Source organism: Paenibacillus arenilitoris (assembly GCF_014705655.1).
Classification (GTDB): domain Bacteria; phylum Bacillota; class Bacilli; order Paenibacillales; family Paenibacillaceae; genus Pristimantibacillus; species Pristimantibacillus arenilitoris.
This window is the reverse complement of sequence record NZ_JACXIY010000003.1, coordinates 46,852-65,564: the sequence shown is the minus strand read 5'-3', so window position 1 is coordinate 65,564 and position 18,713 is coordinate 46,852. Positions and strand designations below refer to the sequence as shown.

Annotated in this window: 17 protein-coding genes; all 17 read left to right on the top strand. The window is 61.8% G+C overall.

From position 1 onward, the window contains the following. Positions 1–12: 12 nt before the first annotated feature. Complete coding sequence (locus tag IDH41_RS03355; RefSeq protein WP_190858287.1) at positions 13–1,137, top strand: GerAB/ArcD/ProY family transporter; 1,125 nt, start codon at positions 13–15, stop codon at positions 1,135–1,137. A gap of 140 nt (positions 1,138–1,277) precedes the next feature. After that, positions 1,278–2,696 (top strand): copper resistance D family protein, encoded by a 1,419-nt coding sequence (locus IDH41_RS03350; protein WP_190858285.1) that lies wholly within the window; start codon positions 1,278–1,280, stop codon positions 2,694–2,696. 211 nt (positions 2,697–2,907) lie between these two features. Beyond that, a complete protein-coding gene (locus IDH41_RS03345) occupies positions 2,908–3,384 on the top strand; it encodes an ATP-binding protein (protein ID WP_190858283.1) in 477 nt (158 codons plus the stop codon). Between the two features lie 3 nt (positions 3,385–3,387). Then, positions 3,388–3,732 (top strand): STAS domain-containing protein, encoded by a 345-nt coding sequence (locus IDH41_RS03340; RefSeq protein ID WP_190858281.1) that lies wholly within the window; start codon positions 3,388–3,390, stop codon positions 3,730–3,732. A 37-nt stretch (positions 3,733–3,769) separates the two neighbouring features. Then, positions 3,770–4,972, top strand: a complete 1,203-nt coding sequence (locus IDH41_RS03335) for a PP2C family protein-serine/threonine phosphatase (RefSeq protein ID WP_190858279.1) — start codon at positions 3,770–3,772, stop codon at positions 4,970–4,972. Positions 4,973–5,003: 31 nt separating this feature from the next. Further along, the gene (locus IDH41_RS31900; protein ID WP_190858277.1) at positions 5,004–7,208 is read left to right on the top strand and encodes an AAA family ATPase; all 2,205 of its coding nucleotides are present in this window, start codon (positions 5,004–5,006) and stop codon (positions 7,206–7,208) included. 177 nt (positions 7,209–7,385) lie between these two features. After that, a complete protein-coding gene (locus IDH41_RS03325; protein WP_190858275.1) occupies positions 7,386–7,964 on the top strand; it encodes a DUF4255 domain-containing protein in 579 nt (192 codons plus the stop codon). A gap of 2 nt (positions 7,965–7,966) precedes the next feature. After that, positions 7,967–8,767: a hypothetical protein gene (locus IDH41_RS03320; RefSeq protein ID WP_190858273.1), complete on the top strand. Its 801-nt coding sequence runs from the start codon at positions 7,967–7,969 to the stop codon at positions 8,765–8,767. A 99-nt stretch (positions 8,768–8,866) separates the two neighbouring features. Further along, positions 8,867–10,579 (top strand): phage tail sheath family protein, encoded by a 1,713-nt coding sequence (locus IDH41_RS03315; protein ID WP_190858271.1) that lies wholly within the window; start codon positions 8,867–8,869, stop codon positions 10,577–10,579. 38 nt (positions 10,580–10,617) lie between these two features. Further along, positions 10,618–11,052 (top strand): phage tail protein, encoded by a 435-nt coding sequence (locus IDH41_RS03310; protein ID WP_190858270.1) that lies wholly within the window; start codon positions 10,618–10,620, stop codon positions 11,050–11,052. 110 nt (positions 11,053–11,162) lie between these two features. After that, entirely contained in the window at positions 11,163–11,543 is a 381-nt protein-coding gene (locus IDH41_RS03305) for a phage tail assembly protein (protein WP_190858268.1), read from the top strand. After that, entirely contained in the window at positions 11,483–11,737 is a 255-nt protein-coding gene (locus IDH41_RS31895; RefSeq protein WP_190858267.1) for a DUF6760 family protein, read from the top strand. Before IDH41_RS03305 ends, IDH41_RS31895 begins: the two co-directional genes overlap by 61 nt. A gap of 12 nt (positions 11,738–11,749) precedes the next feature. Continuing rightward, positions 11,750–12,211, top strand: a complete 462-nt coding sequence (locus IDH41_RS03295) for a phage tail protein (protein ID WP_223829407.1) — start codon at positions 11,750–11,752, stop codon at positions 12,209–12,211. A gap of 237 nt (positions 12,212–12,448) precedes the next feature. Beyond that, positions 12,449–16,231 (top strand): hypothetical protein, encoded by a 3,783-nt coding sequence (locus IDH41_RS03290; protein ID WP_190858265.1) that lies wholly within the window; start codon positions 12,449–12,451, stop codon positions 16,229–16,231. A 27-nt stretch (positions 16,232–16,258) separates the two neighbouring features. Further along, on the top strand, positions 16,259–16,885 hold the full coding sequence (locus IDH41_RS03285; RefSeq protein WP_190858264.1) for a CIS tube protein: 627 nt from the start codon (positions 16,259–16,261) through the stop codon (positions 16,883–16,885). A gap of 4 nt (positions 16,886–16,889) precedes the next feature. Beyond that, positions 16,890–17,978 (top strand): phage late control D family protein, encoded by a 1,089-nt coding sequence (locus IDH41_RS03280; RefSeq protein ID WP_190858263.1) that lies wholly within the window; start codon positions 16,890–16,892, stop codon positions 17,976–17,978. After that, on the top strand, positions 17,975–18,700 hold the full coding sequence (locus IDH41_RS03275) for a phage baseplate assembly protein V (protein ID WP_223829406.1): 726 nt from the start codon (positions 17,975–17,977) through the stop codon (positions 18,698–18,700). Before IDH41_RS03280 ends, IDH41_RS03275 begins: the two co-directional genes overlap by 4 nt. The last annotated feature ends 13 nt before the right edge of the window (positions 18,701–18,713 follow it).

Below are 18,713 nucleotides of genomic sequence, written 5' to 3'. Positions count from 1 at the left end.
GGGGGAAGACAGGTGGGGAGACAAGTGAAGGAAAGCTTAACCGTATCTCCGTATCTCCTATGGTTTCTGATCCACGGCACGCAGACGGGCACGGCGACGCTCATTTTTCAAAGCCGGATCATTCAAGGAGCCGAGATGGATTCCTGGGTGTCCTTACTCGCGGTCGGGTTATGCTTTCACCTGCTGATCGGCATGATCTTTTACGTCTTGCGCCATTCTGCGGACGGGGATATGATGTCCCTGCATCGCCGGCTGTTCGGCAAGGGGCTTGGCAAAGCGGTTACGATCGGCTTTTACGGCTATATTCTATTGTTCGCCGTCCATGAATTCCGCTCGTACGTCGAGGTGATCCATGTGTGGGTATTTCCGCATATGCCGCTCAGGGTTCTCTCGTTCCTGTTCGTGCTTACCGCTTCCTACCTCGTATCGGGGGGACTGCGAGTCATTGCGGGCATCAGCCTGGTCTGCGTCGCGCTGCCTACCCTGCTCATTCCTACTCTCTACTTTCCGTTAAAATACGCGCACTGGTCGAATTTTCTGCCTCTGTTCAACCATGGCGCCCGGGACTATCTCGTATCGGCGGGGCATTCGCTCAGCCCGTTTCTCGGCATTGAATTTCTGCTGCTTCTGTATCCGTTCGTCAAAAATAAACCGCAGGCGAGAAAATGGGCGCATGTCGCGAACGCGCACAGCATCGTTATTTATTTGTTCATCTTGTTCGTGACCTTTGCCTTCTTCAATATCCGGCAGCTGGAGCACACGATTTGGCCGACGCTGATCTTATCCAAAGTCATTCGCTTCCCCTTCATGGAACGATTCGATTACATTTACATCTTCGCATGGCTGCTCGTCATTATGCCGCGCTGCTGCGTCGCGATATGGGGAGGCGTACGTGTGCTGCGAAGCACGTTCGCCTTGCGTGCAAGGCCCGCTTTATGGATAACGAGCGGCGCCGTGATCGCCGCGATGCTTCCGCTCAAGAGTCCGATGACGATCGAGAAGCTCGATTTCCTGTTAAGCGCCGCGGGAGGCATTCTCCTGCTGGGCTACATTCCGCTGCTGTTTCTGTGGGTATTCGCGGTCAAGCATTTCAAAAATAAAGCGGGCGGCGGCAACGAAAGCTTGGAAAACGGATAGCGGAGGCGCGTGCCGGCCGGACCGGGGGGATCCCTGGAGGCCGGTTTTTTTTCGTTCGCATGCGGACGGCACAGGAACGGATTGTTCTTTTGACCCGGGTCTAGTACACTGTAGCAGAACAACTATAAGGAAGTGACATCGTGAGCAACGCCCCGCACCATTCCAATCGGTGCTTGTCCGGGAAGCGGATAAGCCTTGTCTTTATCGCTACGCTGCTGCTTGCCTTGCAGGCGGCGGCTTTCTTGTTGATGGAGCCGGAACGCGCCTCCGCGCTGCCGGATAACGCCTTGCTGGCAGCCGCTGCCTTCGACCCGCACGAGCAGGTCGGCCATGGCAGCCACTCCTCGCACGGGAACGGCGCGGACGGGGGCTTAGGCACCGGCGAGCTATTGTTCTACGCAGTCCGAACGGCCTATTATTTCGCTTTGACCTTTGCCGCCGGTCTCATGCTTTGGTCGGCCGCGCTCCCGGCGGGAGCGGAGGAGGCGCAGCGCAAGCTGGCGGCCAGATGGAGCCTGGCGGCGGCAAGAGGACTGCTGCTCGCCGTCCTGCTGTTCGTATTCGTTCATCTGAACGAGCTGCTTAAAGGCTATGACGGCGCGAACTCGCGGGAGTGGCTCCGGCTGCTGACCGAAACGTCGACCGGCCGGGTATGGCTCGTCCTCATCCTCCTCGCGCTGCTCGGCTTCGCCGCGCTGCGCCTGCACGACGCCTTCAAGGCGGCTTGGGCGCTGGCGCTGCCGGCCGCCGAGAGCTTTAACGGCCATGTCCATGCGCTGCCGGACAATACGCTGCCGATCGTGCTGGACTTCATCCATTTGGCCTGCTCGGCCGTATGGGCCGGCGGTCTCATGCTGCTGCTGTTATTCTGGCGGGCCGACCGGAAGGAGGCGGGGCGATTCGCCGAGACGTTCGCGAAGGCCGCATGGCTGACCATCCTGCTGCTTGCGGCCAGCGGGGTCGGCATGACGGCGCTGCTTCTGCCGTCCTGGCGTTATTTGCTCTACACGGATTGGGGACTCATGCTGCTGGCCAAGTCGCTGCTCGTCGTCCTCGTCACCGTGACGGGCTATTTGCTGCGCAGGCGCGCGAAGCGGCACGAGCTGCCGCGCGGCGGTCTGCTGAAGCTGGACGGCATTCTGATGGGCCTTATTATCGTCATCGCGAGCGTGTTCACCTACGTCAGTCCCATTCCCGATACGGAACCTTTGTCCTATCACAAAATGGGCGACAAGCTGCATTACACATTGGAGATTTCGCCGAACGGCCCGGGGCCGAACCGCGTATCGCTGAAGGTATGGCTGCCGGAGCAGCTCGGAGCGCCGTCTTCCGTCCAATTGCGGCTGAGAGCGGACCGTTATCCGGAGAAGGAGGCGGTCGAGGTGCCGCTGCTCAGCGATCAAAGCGGCGGCGAGCTTGCGTTTCCGGGGTTCAAGGAAACGGCGTACTACGCGGACAAGGTCGACCTGTACGCGCGCGGCGCCTGGACGGCGGAGCTCGTCATCGTCGATAAGGCGGGAGGCGTCGCGAAGCAGTCGATTCCGTTCCGCAACGATTAATCTGGGCAAGAGGAGGGCGAGGCGCCGCATGTCTCACAAATGGCAGAAACAGCTTATTTTATGAATACCGACGGTTGCGATCGGCATTGTCGAACGGTGACGAACGGACGGAGCAAATGGCGAATTTATTCGACAAGCCGAGCAGGATTCCCGCGACATTCGTAGAATGTGTTACGCTAGGATACGTCAGATTCAACTCGGGAGGTAGTGCATGTCGAACGATTGGCAATATCCCATCGATCGCGAAATAAAGCTGTTCAACCGGATGGACGAGCTTCGGCGGCTGAACGAAGGGCTTGAAGAGATCGGGGCCGAAGTCGGCTGGCCGCAGCGAGCCGTGCTCGATCTGTCGCTTGCCTGCGAAGAGCTGGTCGTCAATATCGTCAATCACGGCTTCCCCGATGGGGGCGAGCACCGCATCTTCGTCGCGATCCAAGCTTCCCCGAGCAGCGTCGAAGTGAAGATCGAAGACGGCGGCATCCCTTTCAATCCGCTTGATGAGGCGGATCCGCTCGCGCTGCTCGACATGGAGCTGGAGGATCGCCCGATCGGGGGACTCGGCATTTTTTTCGTGAAACGGTTAATGGACGATATCCATTACGAATACGCCGGCGGACTTAACCGCTTTCGGATGCGGAAGCAATTCGGCGCCGGCAAGCAAGGCCAACAACTCGCGGAGGGGACTTGAACGATGAACATACAGGCAATGGAGAGGAACGGGGTAACGATCATACCGCTGGAGGGCAGGCTGGACGGCAGCAACGCCGCGGTCGCCGAGCAGGCCTTCCTGCAGCTGCTGGCGGAAGGGAAGCAACGGTTCGTCTTTGATTTCAGCGGTTTGCAGTACATAAGCAGCGCGGGCCTACGCGTCATTCTGGTCGCGGCGAAGAAGCTGCGCGCGACGAAAGGCCGGATGATATGCGCCGGCCTCGGCGAACAGGTATACGACGTCTTCGAAATGTCGGGCTTCACGACGATATTGGAAATGGCGGCGACGGTCGAAGAAGCGGTCGAGAAGATGGAAGCAGGCGCCTGATGACGAACAATCCGAAGCCAGAAAGGCGGTACCGTTCTTGTCGGAATTATTATTGTTAATCGGCGCCGCGGGCCTCTGCGCGGCGGCCTTCCTGTTCGTCCGGAACCGGCGTCTGGCCGCCAGGCTGAAACGGGCGGAGATGCTGTTCGATCTCAGCACGGAGATGCACGCCTCTCTTTATAAGCCGGAACTTCTGAATGCGGTAAGCGACGCGGCCAGGAAACTCATATTCGCCGAGGAAGCGGCGGTAGGGCTGGCGGAAGTGACGGAGCGGGATTCGCGGGGCGCCGGGAGCGGGGACGTCGTCTCGGTGCCGATGACGGCGAGGGGGCGCAAGCTCGGCGTGCTGCAGGCGTCTTCGAAGAGCGGCGGGGCGCCGTTCAGCGAGGCGGACCGCGAGCTGCTGGCGAAGTTCGCCGAGCCGCTCGCGCTTGCGCTTGACAACGCCAGGCTGTACGAAGCGCTCGAGGAATCGGTGAACGAGCTGCAGCTCGCGACCGCGCAGAAGGAGAGGCTCGAGAGCGAGCTGCAGATCGCCGGAAGCATCCAGCTCAGCTTCCTGCCGACGATCATGCCTTCGGCGAACGAGCCGTTCGACGTATGCGCGCTGCTCCGGTCGGCGAAGGAGGTCGGAGGCGATTTCTACAACTTCTTCAAAATCGACGAAGACCATCTGTTCTTCACGCTCGGCGACGTGTCCGACAAAGGAATACCGGCTGCGCTGTTCATGGCGATGACGCTGTCGCTCATCAAAGGGAAGATGAACGCGGAGCTGTCGCCGGGCGAATTGCTGGGGAAGGTGAACGACGAGCTGTGCACCGACAACGCGCAGCTGTTCGCCACGATCGTATGCGGCGTGCTGAAGATATCTACCGGGGAAGTCGCGCTCAGCGACGGCGGCCACTGTACGCCGTACGTCGTGAAGGCGGACGGCGAGGTGCTGCCCGTCAAGCTCCCGAAGGGGATTCCGCTCGGCTCCTTCCCCGAGTTTAGGTATAAAGACCAGACGATCGTCCTTGCGAAGGGGGACCGCATCGTCTTGTATACGGACGGCATTACCGAGGCGGAGAACGCCGTCCAGGAACAGTATTCGGCGAATCGGCTGCAGTCGTTCCTCTCGCAGACATCCGGCTACTCCAGCGCCGAAATCATCGACGCGCTGCTGATGGACGTCTTCATGTTCGCGGACGGGGCGCCTCAATCCGACGACATCGCGGTCCTATGCCTCATGCGCCGTTAGACGCGCGATGCCTGAAACAAGGGGAACCAATATGCGGAAATACGAAACCGGATTAGAACATTTGCTTGACGGGCTCGCGCTTGCGGAACGCGGCGTCCGGCTGCTCCTCGCCGAATTCGAAAGCAGGGAGATCGACGGGCAGACGCCGCCGTCCATGCGGGGGCTCGTCGTCAATGCGGCCGACATCGAGCGGTCGCTGCAGGAGCCGGACGGGCGCGGGGAAGCCGACGCGCTCGCCCTGTACCGGCAGGAGCGGCTGGAGGCCGAAGCCGCGATCGAGCGGGCGGTTAACGCCAGCCTAAGCGAAGGGATCTATCTCCCCTTCGCTTATTTGTCGTGGAGCCTTCAGCTCACGGCATGGGAGAAGCGCTGCGTGCTGCTGTGCCTGGCCGCCGAGCTCGATCCCCGCTTCGAGGGCTGGTTCGGTTACTTGAACGACGACGTGACGCTTCGGACGCCGACCGTCTGGATGGCGCTGCGGCTGCTCGGCGATCCGGGCGAGGACGATGGAGCCGCCCGCCGGCTGCTGGCTGGACAATCCAAGCTCGCCAGATTCGCGTTCCGAGTCGATAAAGCCGCCGCATCATACGAGCGCAGCTCGCTGAAGCAGCCGCTGCGGCTCGATCCGCGCATCGTCTCGTTCCTGCTCGACACGGAGCCGCTCGACGCGCGGCTGACGGGGCTTGCCGCGAGCTATGGCGCCGCGGCTCCGGCCCCGGCGCTCTTGTTCGACGAGCAGCTGCAGGAACGGCTGCGGCAGGCGGCGCAGGCGGAGCGGTCGCGTCCCGCGAAGAACGGCGGACATCCCGCATCCAAGCCGCTGCCGTTCGTCCATCTAAGCGGGCCAGCTGGCGCCGGCAAGAAGCTGCACGCCCGCCATTTGGCGGAAGGCGCCGGCCAGCCGCTGCTGCTCGTCGAGGCGGACAAGCTCGCGCGGGATGCCGAGCAGCTCGCGGAGCAGCTGCGGCGAATCGAGCGGGAGGCGGTGATGACTGGCGCCATTCTCGGCTTCGACGAAGGGGCGGGGGAAGCCGCGCTGCAGGATGACTGGGCTGCGCGGCTCGCGGCGATTCGCGCCGCCGTCGGCCGTTACGCGGTTGCGCACCGCTATCCGATGGCGCTCTGGCTTGCCCGGCAGGAGCGCCGCGCTTCGCAGCTGCCGCTGCCGCCCGGAGCCGCCCCGATCCACCAGCCGCTTGCCGTGCCGGACGCCTCGACCCGTCTGCGGCTCTGGCGGCGGTACGCGGGCGAGCGGACCGGCGACGGCATGCTGCGGCTGCTGGCGGACAAATACGCCTTCACGGCCGGACAGATCGCGGGCATGTGCCTGCATGCCGAGCGCCTGGCGGATTGGAGCGGCCGCGCGGAACCGTCTGCCGACGATTACGCGGCCGCTTCGCGCGCGCAGGTGCAGCACCGTCTGAACGAGCTTGCCGTGAAGCAGACGCTCGTCAGGCGGTGGCCGGATCTGGTGCTGCCGGACGAGCCGCTCGAGCTGCTGAAGGACGCCTGCAGCCGGCACAAGCATAACGAGACGGTCTTGCACCGGTGGGGCTTCGGCCGCAAGCTGCCCTACGGGCGCGGCCTCAGCATGCTGTTCGCGGGGCCTCCGGGGACCGGGAAGACGATGGCGGCGGAGGTCGTGGCCGGGGAGCTGGGCCTGGAGCTGTACCGCATCGACCTGTCGCGGGTTGTGAGCAAGTACATCGGCGAAACCGAAAAAAACTTGCGCGAGCTGTTCGCGGAAGCGGAGAACAGCGGCGCCGTCCTGTTCTTCGACGAGGGCGACTCGCTGTTCGGCAAGCGGACGGAGATAAAGGATTCGAACGACCGGTTCGCCAACATGGAAGCCGCATATTTGCTGCAGCGCATCGAGACGTTCGACGGCGTGTCGATTCTCGCGACGAACCTGCTCCAGAACATGGATGAAGCGTTCCTGCGCAGGATGCAGGTCGTCGTCAAATTCCCGTTCCCGGACGCGGCTCAGCGCGAGCTGATCTTCCGCTCGCTGCTGCCGAAGGAAGCGCCGCTGGACGAGGATTTGGATCTCGCTTTCCTGGCGGCGCGCATCGACGCGTCGGGCGGCCATATTAAAAATATCGTTCTGTCGGCCGCCTACATGGCCGCCTCGGAGCAGGCCGCGATCGGGATGCGGCATATGATTCGCGCCGCCCGGCAGGAGCTGCACAAAATGGGGAAAATCGTCGTAAAGGAAGCGTTCGAGCCGTACGTTTGAGCATACCGGACAAGCCCGTTCTTGGGACAAAGAGCGGGCCTTTTTCATTTTTCTAATAAAACGAGCGAAATTGACAAAAATTGAGCAATTTTGCATAGTCAATTAGTAATAGAGAAGCTATAATAGATTTTGGACATGAAAGAGTTGGAAATCTAGCATTGGGAGGGTGGTAGGCTGATGGCAGGATATACGGTCATAGCGGATTTGGAAGCCAGCCTGCTTCGGCTGCTGCGGGACCATCTGACGCCGGATCCCGTCCCTCGCCCCGACCTGATCGGAATGGCGTCTCCCCGGGATGCAGGGGATCTCGCGCTCTCCCTGTTCCTGTTCAACGTGAAGGAGAACGGGGAGGCGCGGCGGACCGGAATGGTGGACCGCGGGGGCGTGCTGCAATTCCCTCCGCAGGCCCTTGACTTCTATTTCCTAATGACGGCCCATTCCAGCGCGGACCGGCTGACCAGGGCGCTCGACGAGCACCGGATACTGGGCCGAGCGATGCAGGTCATGTACGACAACGCCGTGCTTCGCAGCCCTTACCTCGAGGGCGCGCTTGCCGAGGGAGGCGATCCGATCCGGATGTCGCTGGTCGGCATGGAGGGCGAGGAGCTCATGAAGCTGTGGCAGTTCGGCGATACGCCGTACAAGCTGTCCGTCGTCTACGTCGTCGGTCCCGTCATGCTCGATTCGACGAGAGTCAAACCGGTCGCCCGCGTCGTCGAGCGCCATATCGTGCTTGAAGACAAGGACGGTGGCTGACCGTGACGCGGCAACGTTCGGTTAGCGTAACCCGCTGCTCGCTCGTCGTTTCTCCCGTCGACGTATGGACCAGGCGCCTTCCGGCGCCGTCCGCATTAAGCGTTTCCCTTCAGGGCGTACAGAAGAAGCCGATCCGGAAGCCGGACGGCACCTACCTGTTTCTTGACTTGCCCCCGGGGAGCTACGCGCTCGAGGTCGCGTCCCCGTTCTTCCTGCCATACTGGGAGACGATCGTGACCTCGGAGCTCGATCCGCTAAGCCCGCTCGTAACGGTGCCGCTCATGCCGGGTCCCGGCTACGCGTATCCGCCTTCGGCGACGGGCGTTACTTTTCTCCTATGCGGCGAAGACGGAAGGCCGCTTCCGGGTGCGCCGGTCGACGCTTACATCGACGACGATTCTGCCGCCCGCGGCCGGCTTGCGCAGGAGACGCTGGAGGCGGGCGCATGGTCCGCTTCGATCGGCCTGCTGCAGGGGAAGACCGTAGCGGGAGAAAGCCTGCTGCTTCGTGGACAAGGCAAGGAGGAGCTCGTTCGCGTCGCCGAGACGCTGCCGGGCGGCGGGCTCCGCTTTCGGCAGCCGGTCAAGGAAAGCTATCGCAGAGGAGCGGTGCTGCTGCCGGCGGTCCGCACGGTCAGCGCGCCGAACGGCACCGTCCTGCTGCCGCTGCGGGGTACGCTTCCGCCAAGCTTTACGGTGAAAGCGTCCGCAACGAGCGGGAAAGCCGCCGTCAGCGCTTCGCTCGCGGCGAAAGCGGGTCAGGTTGCGGCCGCGCCGCCCGTAACCCTTCACCGGGAGAAGTAGGGCGGCCGGAGCGTTCGCATTTCGGTCTTACGGCCGGCACCGCTGCATACAAGCCCGGCGCCGCCTAATACATAAATAGTTCCAGAGAGGAGATCACACATGGCTGAGTATTTATCGCCAGGCGTCTACGTGGAAGAATTCGAGAGCGGCGCCAAACCACTCGAAGGGGTAAGCACCAGCACGGCCGGCTTCATCGGGCTCGCTTCCCGCGGACCGGTCGAGGGCTTGCCGCAGCTCGTTACGAGCCCGGCGGATTTCGGTCGCGTCTTCGGCAATTATTTGTCCGAGAACGCTTTCGGCTCGTACCGCTATCTTGCTTACGCGGTCAACCAGTTTTTCACGAACGGAGGCTCGCGCTGCTATGTCATGCGCGTAGCGCCATCGGACGCGAAGACGGCTTCCAATGAATCGGAGGAAGCGTCCGTTCTGTCCGTCCAAGCCAAAAATCCGGGCGCATGGGGCAACCAAATCCGCGTCGTCGCCGTTCCGGCAAGCAAAGCGAAAACCCCGATCCATGAAGCGGGGGAGGGCAACCGCTACCGCGTGAAGAACGCTTCGGGCTTCTATCCCGGCGACATCGTCGTCTTCGTGGACGGCGCGGACAAGCAATACAACCGCGTCGTGTCCGTTCACGATCAAGTCATCGAACTGGCGGAGCCGCTTAGCGGCGACGTGGTCGACACGGCGCTTGTCCCGGCCAAATCGCTCAGCACCGCGGAATTTACGCTCAGCGTCGTTTACGGCACCGAATCGGAAACGTACGAGAAGGCTTCGCTTAATCCGGAAGCGCCGAACTACGTGGAAAAGCTGGCCGGCCGGTCCGCCCTCGTGGACGTTCGCGTCGCGGGCGCAGGCGAAGGCATCGTCGCGCCGTTCGCGCAAATCGCCGGCGAAGGCGAAGGCCCGTTCGAAATTTTGCTGTCCGGCGGCAGCGACGGCACGAAGGAAAGCCTGTCCGCGGGCGACTTCATCGGGGAAGACTTCGGACCGGGCAAGCGTACCGGCATCCAGTCGTTCATCGACAACGACGTCGTCAGCATCATGGCCATTCCCGGCGTAACGGACCCGAACGTGCAGCTCTCGCTCGTCGCGCACTGCGAGAACCTCGGCAGCCGCTTCGCGATTCTCGATCTCCCTCGCGAAGCGACGAAGGTGCAAGACGTGCTCGCGCACCGCGACCTGTTCGATTCGAGCTATTGCGCGCTGTACAATCCTTGGCTGCAAGTATTCGATCCGCTCGACAAGCGGAACATTTTCATTCCGCCGTCCGGCACGATCGCGGGCATCTACTCCCGCTCGGATACGACGCGCGGCGTGCAGAAAGCCCCTGCCAACGAGACGCTTCGAGGCGTCGTCGGGCTCGACGTGCAGTATAACAACGGCGAGCAGGACATTCTGAATCCGGCGGGCGTCAACCTGATCCGCGCGTTTACCGGCCAAGGCATCCGCGTCTGGGGAGCGCGCACCTGTTCCTCCAACTCGCTCTGGAAATACATTAACGTGCGCCGTCTGTTCATCTTCCTCGAGGGCTCGATCAAGAACGGCTCGAACTGGGTCGTATTCGAACCGAACACGGAGCAGCTGTGGGCCCGCGTCCAACGGACGATCGACGCCTTCCTGACGCGCGTATGGCGCGACGGCGCCTTGGCGGGAACGAGCCCGTCCGAAGCGTTCTATATCGATATCGGCCGTTCGACGATGACCCAGGACGACATCGACAACGGACGCCTGATCTGCGTGATCGGCGTGGCGCCGGTGAAGCCGGCCGAGTTCGTCGTGTTCCGCATCACGCAAAAAACAGGTTCGGAATAATCATTGGCTTCCATAACGAATAACGGAAGGGGATTCACATGCCAGGAGATCGTATTGATCCATACCGCAATTTTAGGTTTCGTGTTGAAATAGAAGGGCTGGAGCAGGCTGGCTTCAGCGAGGTATCCGGCTTCGAAGCGACCTTCGACGTCGTGGAATACCGCGAGGGCAACGAGCTGATTACGCCGCGCAAGCTCCCGGGCTTGATCAAATACGGCAACATTACGCTGAAATGGGGCACGACGGAGTCGATGGAGCTGTACGAATGGCTTCAGGAATGCGCGGAGGGCACGGTCGAGCGCAAGACGATTACGATCATCGCCCTCGACGAAGAAGGCGGCGACGTCGCGACATGGCAGGTCATTGAAGCGTGGCCGGTGAAATATACCGCGCCAACCTTTAACGGTACCGGCAACGAGGTGGCGCTGGAGCTCGTCGAGTTCGCGCACGAAGGGTTGACGCGCACGGCGTAGCACGGCAATTAGAGGCAGGCAGAAGCGAAACAAGGGATGGCGGCAAGCGGTTATTCGTTTGCTCCTCTCTTGTTTTTACGCTTCAATAACCGACAGGGAGAGATGAAGCGATGGCGTTTCAAACCGAATACGAATTCGAGCTGCCGCGCGGATACGTCGACGACCAGGGCAATCTCCACCGCCATGGCGTCATGCGGCTCGCTACCGCGGCGGACGAGATTTTGCCGATGAAGGACCCTCGCGTCCAGTCCAATCCGAGTTATTTGACCGTTATTTTGATGGCGAGAGTCATCACCAGGCTCGGCGACGTCAAGCACATCGACACGAAGCTGATCGAGAAGCTGTTCACGGCCGATCTGGCCTATTTGCAAAACCTGTATCGCCAAATCAACGATTTGGAAGCGCCGAAGGTGCTCGCCGCCTGTCCGAAATGCGACCACGACTTCGAGGTGGCCGTCGATTTTTTGTCCTTAACGGAGGCCCACTCCTAGGTTACCCGGCCGACCGGCTGTACGAGGAGGTAGGCTTCGTCGCGTATTATTTTCACTGGTCGCACGACGACATCATGAACATGGAGCATGCGGAGCGCAGGCGCTGGTGTGACGAGATTTCCAAAATCAACCGCAAATTGAACGACGAAACGGAAGGCAAGAAAAACATTTTCGACGTATTCGGGAAGAGGTGACGGGGAAGGGCTATGGCCGTTATGAGGGGAAGAGAGCAAGGTCGCTTTCACGACGTGGCCACGACGTTCAAGTTCTGGGTGGAGCTTGACGACATCTTCGTGGCGGGCTTCTCCGAGGTGTCGGGACTCGAGGCGGAGACGGAAATCGAGGAATACCGCGAAGGCGGCGTCAACGGCTACGTGCATAAGCTGCCGAAGGGCGTACGGTTTCCGAACCTCGTGCTTCGCAAAGGGATGACGAAATCGCCCGCGCTTTGGAATTGGTACGAGAGCACGATTGACGGAACGATCGAACGCAAGACCGGGGCGATCGTGCTGCAATCCGCGGACGGAACGGAGTTCGGGCGCTGGAATTTTTACGACGCGTATCCGGTCAAATGGACGGGGCCGCAGCTGAACGCAAGCACGAGCGACGTGGCGGTGGAGACGATCGAGATCGTGCACAACGGCTTGTACGGCGAGTTTGAGGCGTAAGCGCCGGCCGGCAGAAGGTTGTGATGGCAATGGCCGTCGTTGCGGGGAATGTGTAGTAGTGGGGTCTATATTGGATTTCATCCAGTAAAAAAAGCCAGAAGGCATCAAATGAGACGATTGCAGCCGGTCAGGCTGGATCAAATACAGGTTAGCTCGTTATTTTTTTGAAAAGCAGTCGTTATACTGCCCGATTTCCATTATAGGAACGGCTTAAATGCGAAAAGGAGGATGCGTCGGATGAAACGGGACTCGGACCGCATGAACAAAGCTGCGCTTACGCCGCCCGTGTCGGTTCAGCCGTTTGCCGGCGGCATCTTAAATAAATATAAGGCGGGAGCGTCGCCTCATAGCCGCTTCGGCAAGGCGGCGCTGGCGCATGCCAGGCGAAGCGAGCCGAGCGTGGTACAGCAAGCCGTTCACGTGAAGGTGACGGCGCCGAAGGCTCCCGATGGGGGAGGCGCCGGCCCGAATCGGAAAGCGGCGCCGCCCTCCGAGCGAACGGTTGAGCGGACGATCGAGCGCGAAAAGGTGATCGTCGAACGCCATACGATCGTTTTACGGGATGTTACCCGCGTCATTCGGGAGCAACGGACGGCAAGGGAGCTTGCCGTTACGCATCCCGTAAATTTGCAGGAAGCCGCGGGAACGGTAACGAAGCGGACGAAGGAGCAAGCCTCGCGCATGAGCGAGGCCATCGATCCGAATGGCGCCGCAAAGCGTGTATATCCCAATCGAACGGAACCGCCGTTAACGCCGGGCGAAGCTCCTTCCGGGAGAAACGCCCAGCGAGCGGATGAATATAGACGGCAGCAGGATCAGGTGAAGCCGGGCATCGTCATCCAAGCGATCCGAAAGCTGGAGCGTTTGCACAAGAAGATGGCGAAGGAACGGGTGCGGCTCCTCGCGCAGCCGGGCAAATCGGCAAGCAGCCGTCCGCCCATGCAGCTTGCGAATGCCAGACGAGCGATTTCGCATCGGGAGCCGGGCGATGCCGGCGGTAATATGCGGCAGGAGCTGCTGGACGCGGCAAGCCGGCTCCAAAGCGCGAGGCAGGAGGCTCGGGCGGCGGAGGGGCGGACCGCAGCTGCCGGCAAGCGGCGGCAGGGCGCGGAGAAGCGAGCCGAGCGGGCGGAGCGCGAGCGCATGGAAGCGGAGGAGCGGACGGCATCTGCCGGCAAGCGGCGGCAGGAAGCGGTGAAACAAGCCGAGCGGGCGGAGCGCGAGAGCGCGGAACCCGAGAAGCGGCAGGAAGCAGCAGGGACGAGTCGCGAGACGGGAGAACGGCGGCGGGAATCGGAGAAGCCCGGCTTACACTCGGCGAATCCGGCGTCCGAAACGGCCGGCAGCGGGCTGGACAAGCGCGATGCCGGCGGCAGGCTGATCGAGGCAAGCCGTGACCGCCATGCGGGATTGGCGATGATGAGGACGATTTCGTATCACGAACGGCTAAGTCGGCGCGGGCATTCTTTTGCGCTGAAGCGGAGCCCGGAGAAGGCCGTTCCACCTGACGAGATTCGCCCGGCGATCCATGCCAAGCGGCTTGTCCATCGGGACTATGTCGCGAATGGCGGTCAACCGGCCGACGATTCCAACCTTCTTAAGCCGGGTCGCAATACCGACGTTGAATCGGCTGGGCCGAGCAGACCGTCGTCCCGGGGCAATAACGAGCCGAAGTCCCGGTCAATCGCCGCCGGGCCGGTCAGCACGTCCGGAAATGAGCCGGCGGGCCGGGAATCGCGTGCGCCGGTCAAGGCTGCATTAATAAGCCGGCGGGTTCCGGAGACGAATCCGCCGATGACCCTATTGCGCAGGCAGCTTCGGAGCCGGTTCGGGAATCCGCCCTCAGTCGGGACGCATGTCGGAGAAAGCCGGCCGATAAGCGGCAAGCCGGGACGCCCCGGAAGCGGCGTTGGCGGGCAATCGGCAGCCGCATCGCCCTTGCCGAACGCGGAAAGACCTGCGGCAAGCGGCAGGAGGGCCATCCTTCACCGGCATTCCGCAAATGCGCTTAACCTGCATAAGGAAAGCATCGTAAACGCCGCGAGCGATGAGGCCAGTGGAGGGCGGCCTGACGGTTCGTTTGCGAAGGCTCGACCTTCGCAGCCCCTCAACGGCAGAGAAGAACGGCCGCTGACAGTAGCCCGCGGGCGGTTGATAGGCAATACGGGCAACGTTAATAGAAGATCGGCAGACTTTAGGGTTCAACTTCGCCGAATGCCGGCAGCTCCGAATCTCGTCAAGGGAGCGCATCGAAAAGTTGAGGACGGGCCGCCGCAGGCGACAGCGGCCAAGAGAAGAGAGGCGGAGCAAGGAAACGGCCGCTACTCGGCCGGGTCAATCCGGGAGTCGTTCCCTTCGGGCGCGTCTCAATCCGAACGTGCGATACATCGCTTGCCGACCGCATCCAGAGTGCGAGCGATAGCCGGCGTCGAAGCAGGGAAGGAAGGCCGATCGAGACCGGAAAAAATCGCACCGTCGGCCAGCCGGCTTACCTGGACTTTGGCGAACCCTTTTCGAAGCGCCGATCCATTACATAAATCACCGGCTCGCAAGGCCGAATGGCTGAACGGGACGCTGGCCGCGCGAAGGCGCAGCGCCAATGCGGCAGGCAAGGCGCAGGCATCGCTTAAGACGAATGCGGATGAGCTGCGCTCGGCACCGGCAAACCGGGGGCAGCTCGTCGACACCGTACGAAAAGCCCCGGTCATCCGAAAGCCGGATGCCGATGGGCGGAACCGAACAACGGAGAAGCGAACAAGAAGCGCCGACAAGGTGCACAAGTCTTCTGCGAGCCTGGCACGAAACGCCGATGCGCTTCAACGAGCAGCGGTTAATCCGTCGCTAAGCGCAATTGCGGCTCTCAAGGCATCTCCGTCCACGGTACCGAGCGCCAATGACCGGTTACCGGCGAATCCATCGCATGGCGCCCGTTCGTTGCCGAAGGCACCGGCGGACCGGCTGCAAGGCGCCCGCTTGCTTCGCAGCTCGACCGCATCCATAACATCGAGCGCCGACCTATCGCGCCGGACGCCGATGTCTGTAACGCCGAGCGCCGACCTATCGCGCCGAACGCCTGCGTCTGTACCGCCGAGCGCCGACCTATCGCGGCGGACGCCGATGTCTTTGACGCCGAGCGCCGACGTGTCGCACCGAACGCCGGCGTCTCAAGCGCCAAGTGCAAGCGCGTTGCACCGATCGCCTGCGAGTCCGGCGCGAACCGCCAAGCCGATGCCGCAGGCACCGGCGGGCAGGACGCCTAGCGCCGCAGGCCTGTCGCCTAACGCCAGCACGCTGCGCAAGACCCCGGCAAGCCCGGGACGAAACGCCGTTGCGGCGCGGCGAACGCCGGCGAATCTTTTGACGACCGCCCTTGTCCGTCGCAAGGACGCGGCGAGCCCGCCAATAAGCGCCGAACCGTTCGCAGGAACGACAGGCGCCGGGGCGCCGCTCAACACGCCGGAGTACGGGCTGCGCAAGGCGAAGTCCCCGTTCGCGATGAGCGACGCGGACATGCGGGGCCGTATGCGGCGAGGTCCGACGCCGGGCGCGGTAACCGCGCATCGACGAAGCGTCGCGCCCGGAGCCGCGATACGCCCGGGTTTATCAGCAGCCTTGCTAGGTACTGCTTCAACCGGCTTGACGACGGCCGCGCGCATCGGTCCGATGCGGGCGCTTGCGCAAGGCCCGTCCGCGCCTGCGGGCGATAGCCGGAGCCTAAGCTATGCGGTGCCGCATGGACGGGGGCCGAATCCGGCCGGCGCCGGCGCCGGCCAGATGGCCGCCGGCCCTTTCTCGGACGGGACGGCCATGCCCGCCTTGGCGCATCACTTGCCGAAGCAAGCCGCGGCTCAGGAGCCGCCGCGCCAAGTGCAGGTCGAAGCGCCGCGCGAGCTCGACCCCGATAAGCTGCAGAAGATGATCATGCGAATGCCGCAGCTGCAGCCCGAGAAAATCGCGGATCAGGTCTATAAAGCGCTGGAGAGAAAGATGAAGCTGGAGCAGCGGAGACGCGGCTACTAGGAATTACCGATTTGGAGGAAGTGGCGGATGGCACTCAGCAAAGCGCAATTTTGGATTTTCAGAAGCAGCGAAACCGAGAAGATCGATGTGCTGTTCAACCCGACGGAGTACGAGCTGGATTCCGGCAATCAATATTCGGAGAAAGAGGTTCCGGGCTTGCAGACGCCGCTCTCCCAATATACGGGAGGCGACCAGACGAAGCTGACGCTCAACCTGTTTTTCGACACGTATGAGGCGGGCGTTGACGTACGGACGCATACTTCAAAGATCGTCGGCATGCTCGACGTCGATTCGGACCTGCATACGCCGCCTACCTGCAAATTTATTTGGGGCTCGCTTGATTTCAAGGGGGTCATCACCAATATATCGCAAAAATACACGATGTTCCTGGAGACGGGAGTACCGGTCCGCGCCTCCCTCACCGTTACGATGCTCAGCTCGCAGACGATGAAGGAGCAGTACCAGGAGATCCCGCGGCAATCCGCCGACCGCACGAAGCAGAAGACGGTGAAGCAGGGCGACCAGCTTTGGTCGATCGCGGCCCACGAATACGAGGACCCGGGCGCGTGGCGACATATCGCCGAAGCGAACGGCATCGATAACCCTCGCATGCTGACGGCCGGCTCGTCTCTGACGATTCCGAGACTGGAGTGAATACATGGCACCCGGGAACTCCTTTTCAAGCTTGGAGCAAAAGTACGACGGCTTTAAGGCGCCGGAGGCCGACATCGTCATCGAAGGCCAAATCGCGAGACAGGCGAACATGGCCGTCGAATGGGTCGACGTCGAGCTGTCGACGGACGCGCAGGCCGACATCGCCCGCTTTGCCGTCTCGAACGGGTACGTCTGGAGCGAGTCCCGTATGCAGTGGATCGGCTCGACGATTGCCGTAGGCAAGAAGCTGCAGGTCAAGCTCGGCTACGCGGACAAAAAAACGCAGGTGTTCGACGGCATCATCACCGGCTACACGGTCGACTTCCCGTCGGACGGAAGCCCGACGATCGTCGTGACGGCCATGGACCGTTCTTTCCTTCTCATGAAGTCGTCGCATTCCAAGGTTTGGAACCAGATGAAGGATACCGACGTGGTCAGGCAAATCGCGGGCGATTACGGACTGTCGGCCGAGATCGACGATACGACCGTCACCAAGAAGACGATCGAGCAAATCGGGATCAGCGATTATCATTTTATCCGCTCGCTGGCGATCGACAACGACCGGCTTTTCTACGTGGAAGGCTCCAAGCTTTATTTCAAGAAGCCCAAGACGTCGGGCGACCCCCTCATTTCGCTCAAATACGGGCAAAGCCTGATGCGGTTCACGCTGCAGGTGGACGGCTCGAGCCAGGCGTCGCAGGTGAAGGTGCGCGGCTACGACGTCGATAAGATGGAAGCCGTCGAGCATGTCGCAAGCTCCGTGACCATTATCGGCAGCAGGCCGAAAAGCGGCCCGAGCGTGGCGAGCCAGCTCTCTTCGAAGAAGGTCGAGATCGTCTACACCCAAGCCGCTTCGGTGGACGAGGCGACGGCGCTCGCCAAGGCGATGCTGGAGCGGCTGTCGCGGGAGCTCGTAGCGGGCAGCGGGATGTCGATCGGGATGCCGGAGTTCAAACCCGGCGAATTGATCAAGATCGAGGGCCTCGGCAGCGACAACCTGGATCAACTGATGCGGTTGACGAAGATCGTCCACAGACTTGACGCCGAGGACGGCTATACGACTTATTTCGAGACGGAGGGGAACGCGATATGAACAGGCTGCATGGCGGTTTTTTCGACCGGCATGAGCGCTCCATGCAGTCCGAGCAGTTGTCGGGCGTATGGAACGCGATCGTTACCGACAACAAGGATCCCGAGAAGCTCGGCCGCGTGAAGGTGAAGTTCCCGCTGCGCGAAGGCGAGCTGCAGACGGATTGGATCCGCGTCGCGACGCTGATGGGCGGCAACGACATGGGCTCCCTGTTCCTGCCCGAGGTCGGCGACGAGGTGCTGATCGCGTTCCTCATGGGCAGGCTCGACCAGCCGATCATGATCGGTTCCTTGTGGAGCAAGAAGAAAAAACCTCCCGCGCCGCACGAAAAAAACGATATCCGCAAAATCAAAACAAGGTCCGGCCATGAGATCACCTTCGACGACGCCGACAACGCCGGTTCGATTACCATTAAAACGACCAAAGGGCATACGATCAAGCTCGACGACCAAGGGAAGACGATCACGCTGGAAACGCAGGACAAGCAGCAATCGCTGAAGCTGGACGAAACCGGCAAGAAGGTTACCGCGAAGGCCGGCACGTCCACGCTCGAGATGACCGCGCAGGGCGACGTCAAGCTCACGGGCACGAAATCGGTGACGGTGAAGGGAGCCCAGGTGAAGGTCGAGGCGGACGCCTCGCTTACGCTGCAATCGAACGGCATGCTGGAGGTCAAGGCGAACGGCGTGTTGTCGCTGAAAGGCTCAATGGTCAAAATCAACTAGCAACGGAAGGAGC

Bases quoted from the DNA above. Each gene is read 5' to 3' on its own strand.
- IDH41_RS03345 (WP_190858283.1), top strand. From the start codon at position 2,908: ATGTCGAACGATTGGCAATATCCCATCGATCGCGAAATAAAGCTGTTC.
- IDH41_RS03340 (WP_190858281.1), top strand. From the start codon at position 3,388: ATGAACATACAGGCAATGGAGAGGAACGGGGTAACGATCATACCGCTG.
- IDH41_RS31900 (WP_190858277.1), top strand. From the start codon at position 5,004: ATGCGGAAATACGAAACCGGATTAGAACATTTGCTTGACGGGCTCGCG.
- IDH41_RS03325 (WP_190858275.1), top strand. From the start codon at position 7,386: ATGGCAGGATATACGGTCATAGCGGATTTGGAAGCCAGCCTGCTTCGG.
- IDH41_RS03315 (WP_190858271.1), top strand. From the start codon at position 8,867: ATGGCTGAGTATTTATCGCCAGGCGTCTACGTGGAAGAATTCGAGAGC.
- IDH41_RS03310 (WP_190858270.1), top strand. From the start codon at position 10,618: ATGCCAGGAGATCGTATTGATCCATACCGCAATTTTAGGTTTCGTGTT.
- IDH41_RS03305 (WP_190858268.1), top strand. From the start codon at position 11,163: ATGGCGTTTCAAACCGAATACGAATTCGAGCTGCCGCGCGGATACGTC.
- IDH41_RS31895 (WP_190858267.1), top strand. From the start codon at position 11,483: ATGCGACCACGACTTCGAGGTGGCCGTCGATTTTTTGTCCTTAACGGA.
- IDH41_RS03295 (WP_223829407.1), top strand. From the start codon at position 11,750: ATGGCCGTTATGAGGGGAAGAGAGCAAGGTCGCTTTCACGACGTGGCC.
- IDH41_RS03290 (WP_190858265.1), top strand. From the start codon at position 12,449: ATGAAACGGGACTCGGACCGCATGAACAAAGCTGCGCTTACGCCGCCC.
- IDH41_RS03285 (WP_190858264.1), top strand. From the start codon at position 16,259: ATGGCACTCAGCAAAGCGCAATTTTGGATTTTCAGAAGCAGCGAAACC.
- IDH41_RS03280 (WP_190858263.1), top strand. From the start codon at position 16,890: ATGGCACCCGGGAACTCCTTTTCAAGCTTGGAGCAAAAGTACGACGGC.
- IDH41_RS03275 (WP_223829406.1), top strand. From the start codon at position 17,975: ATGAACAGGCTGCATGGCGGTTTTTTCGACCGGCATGAGCGCTCCATG.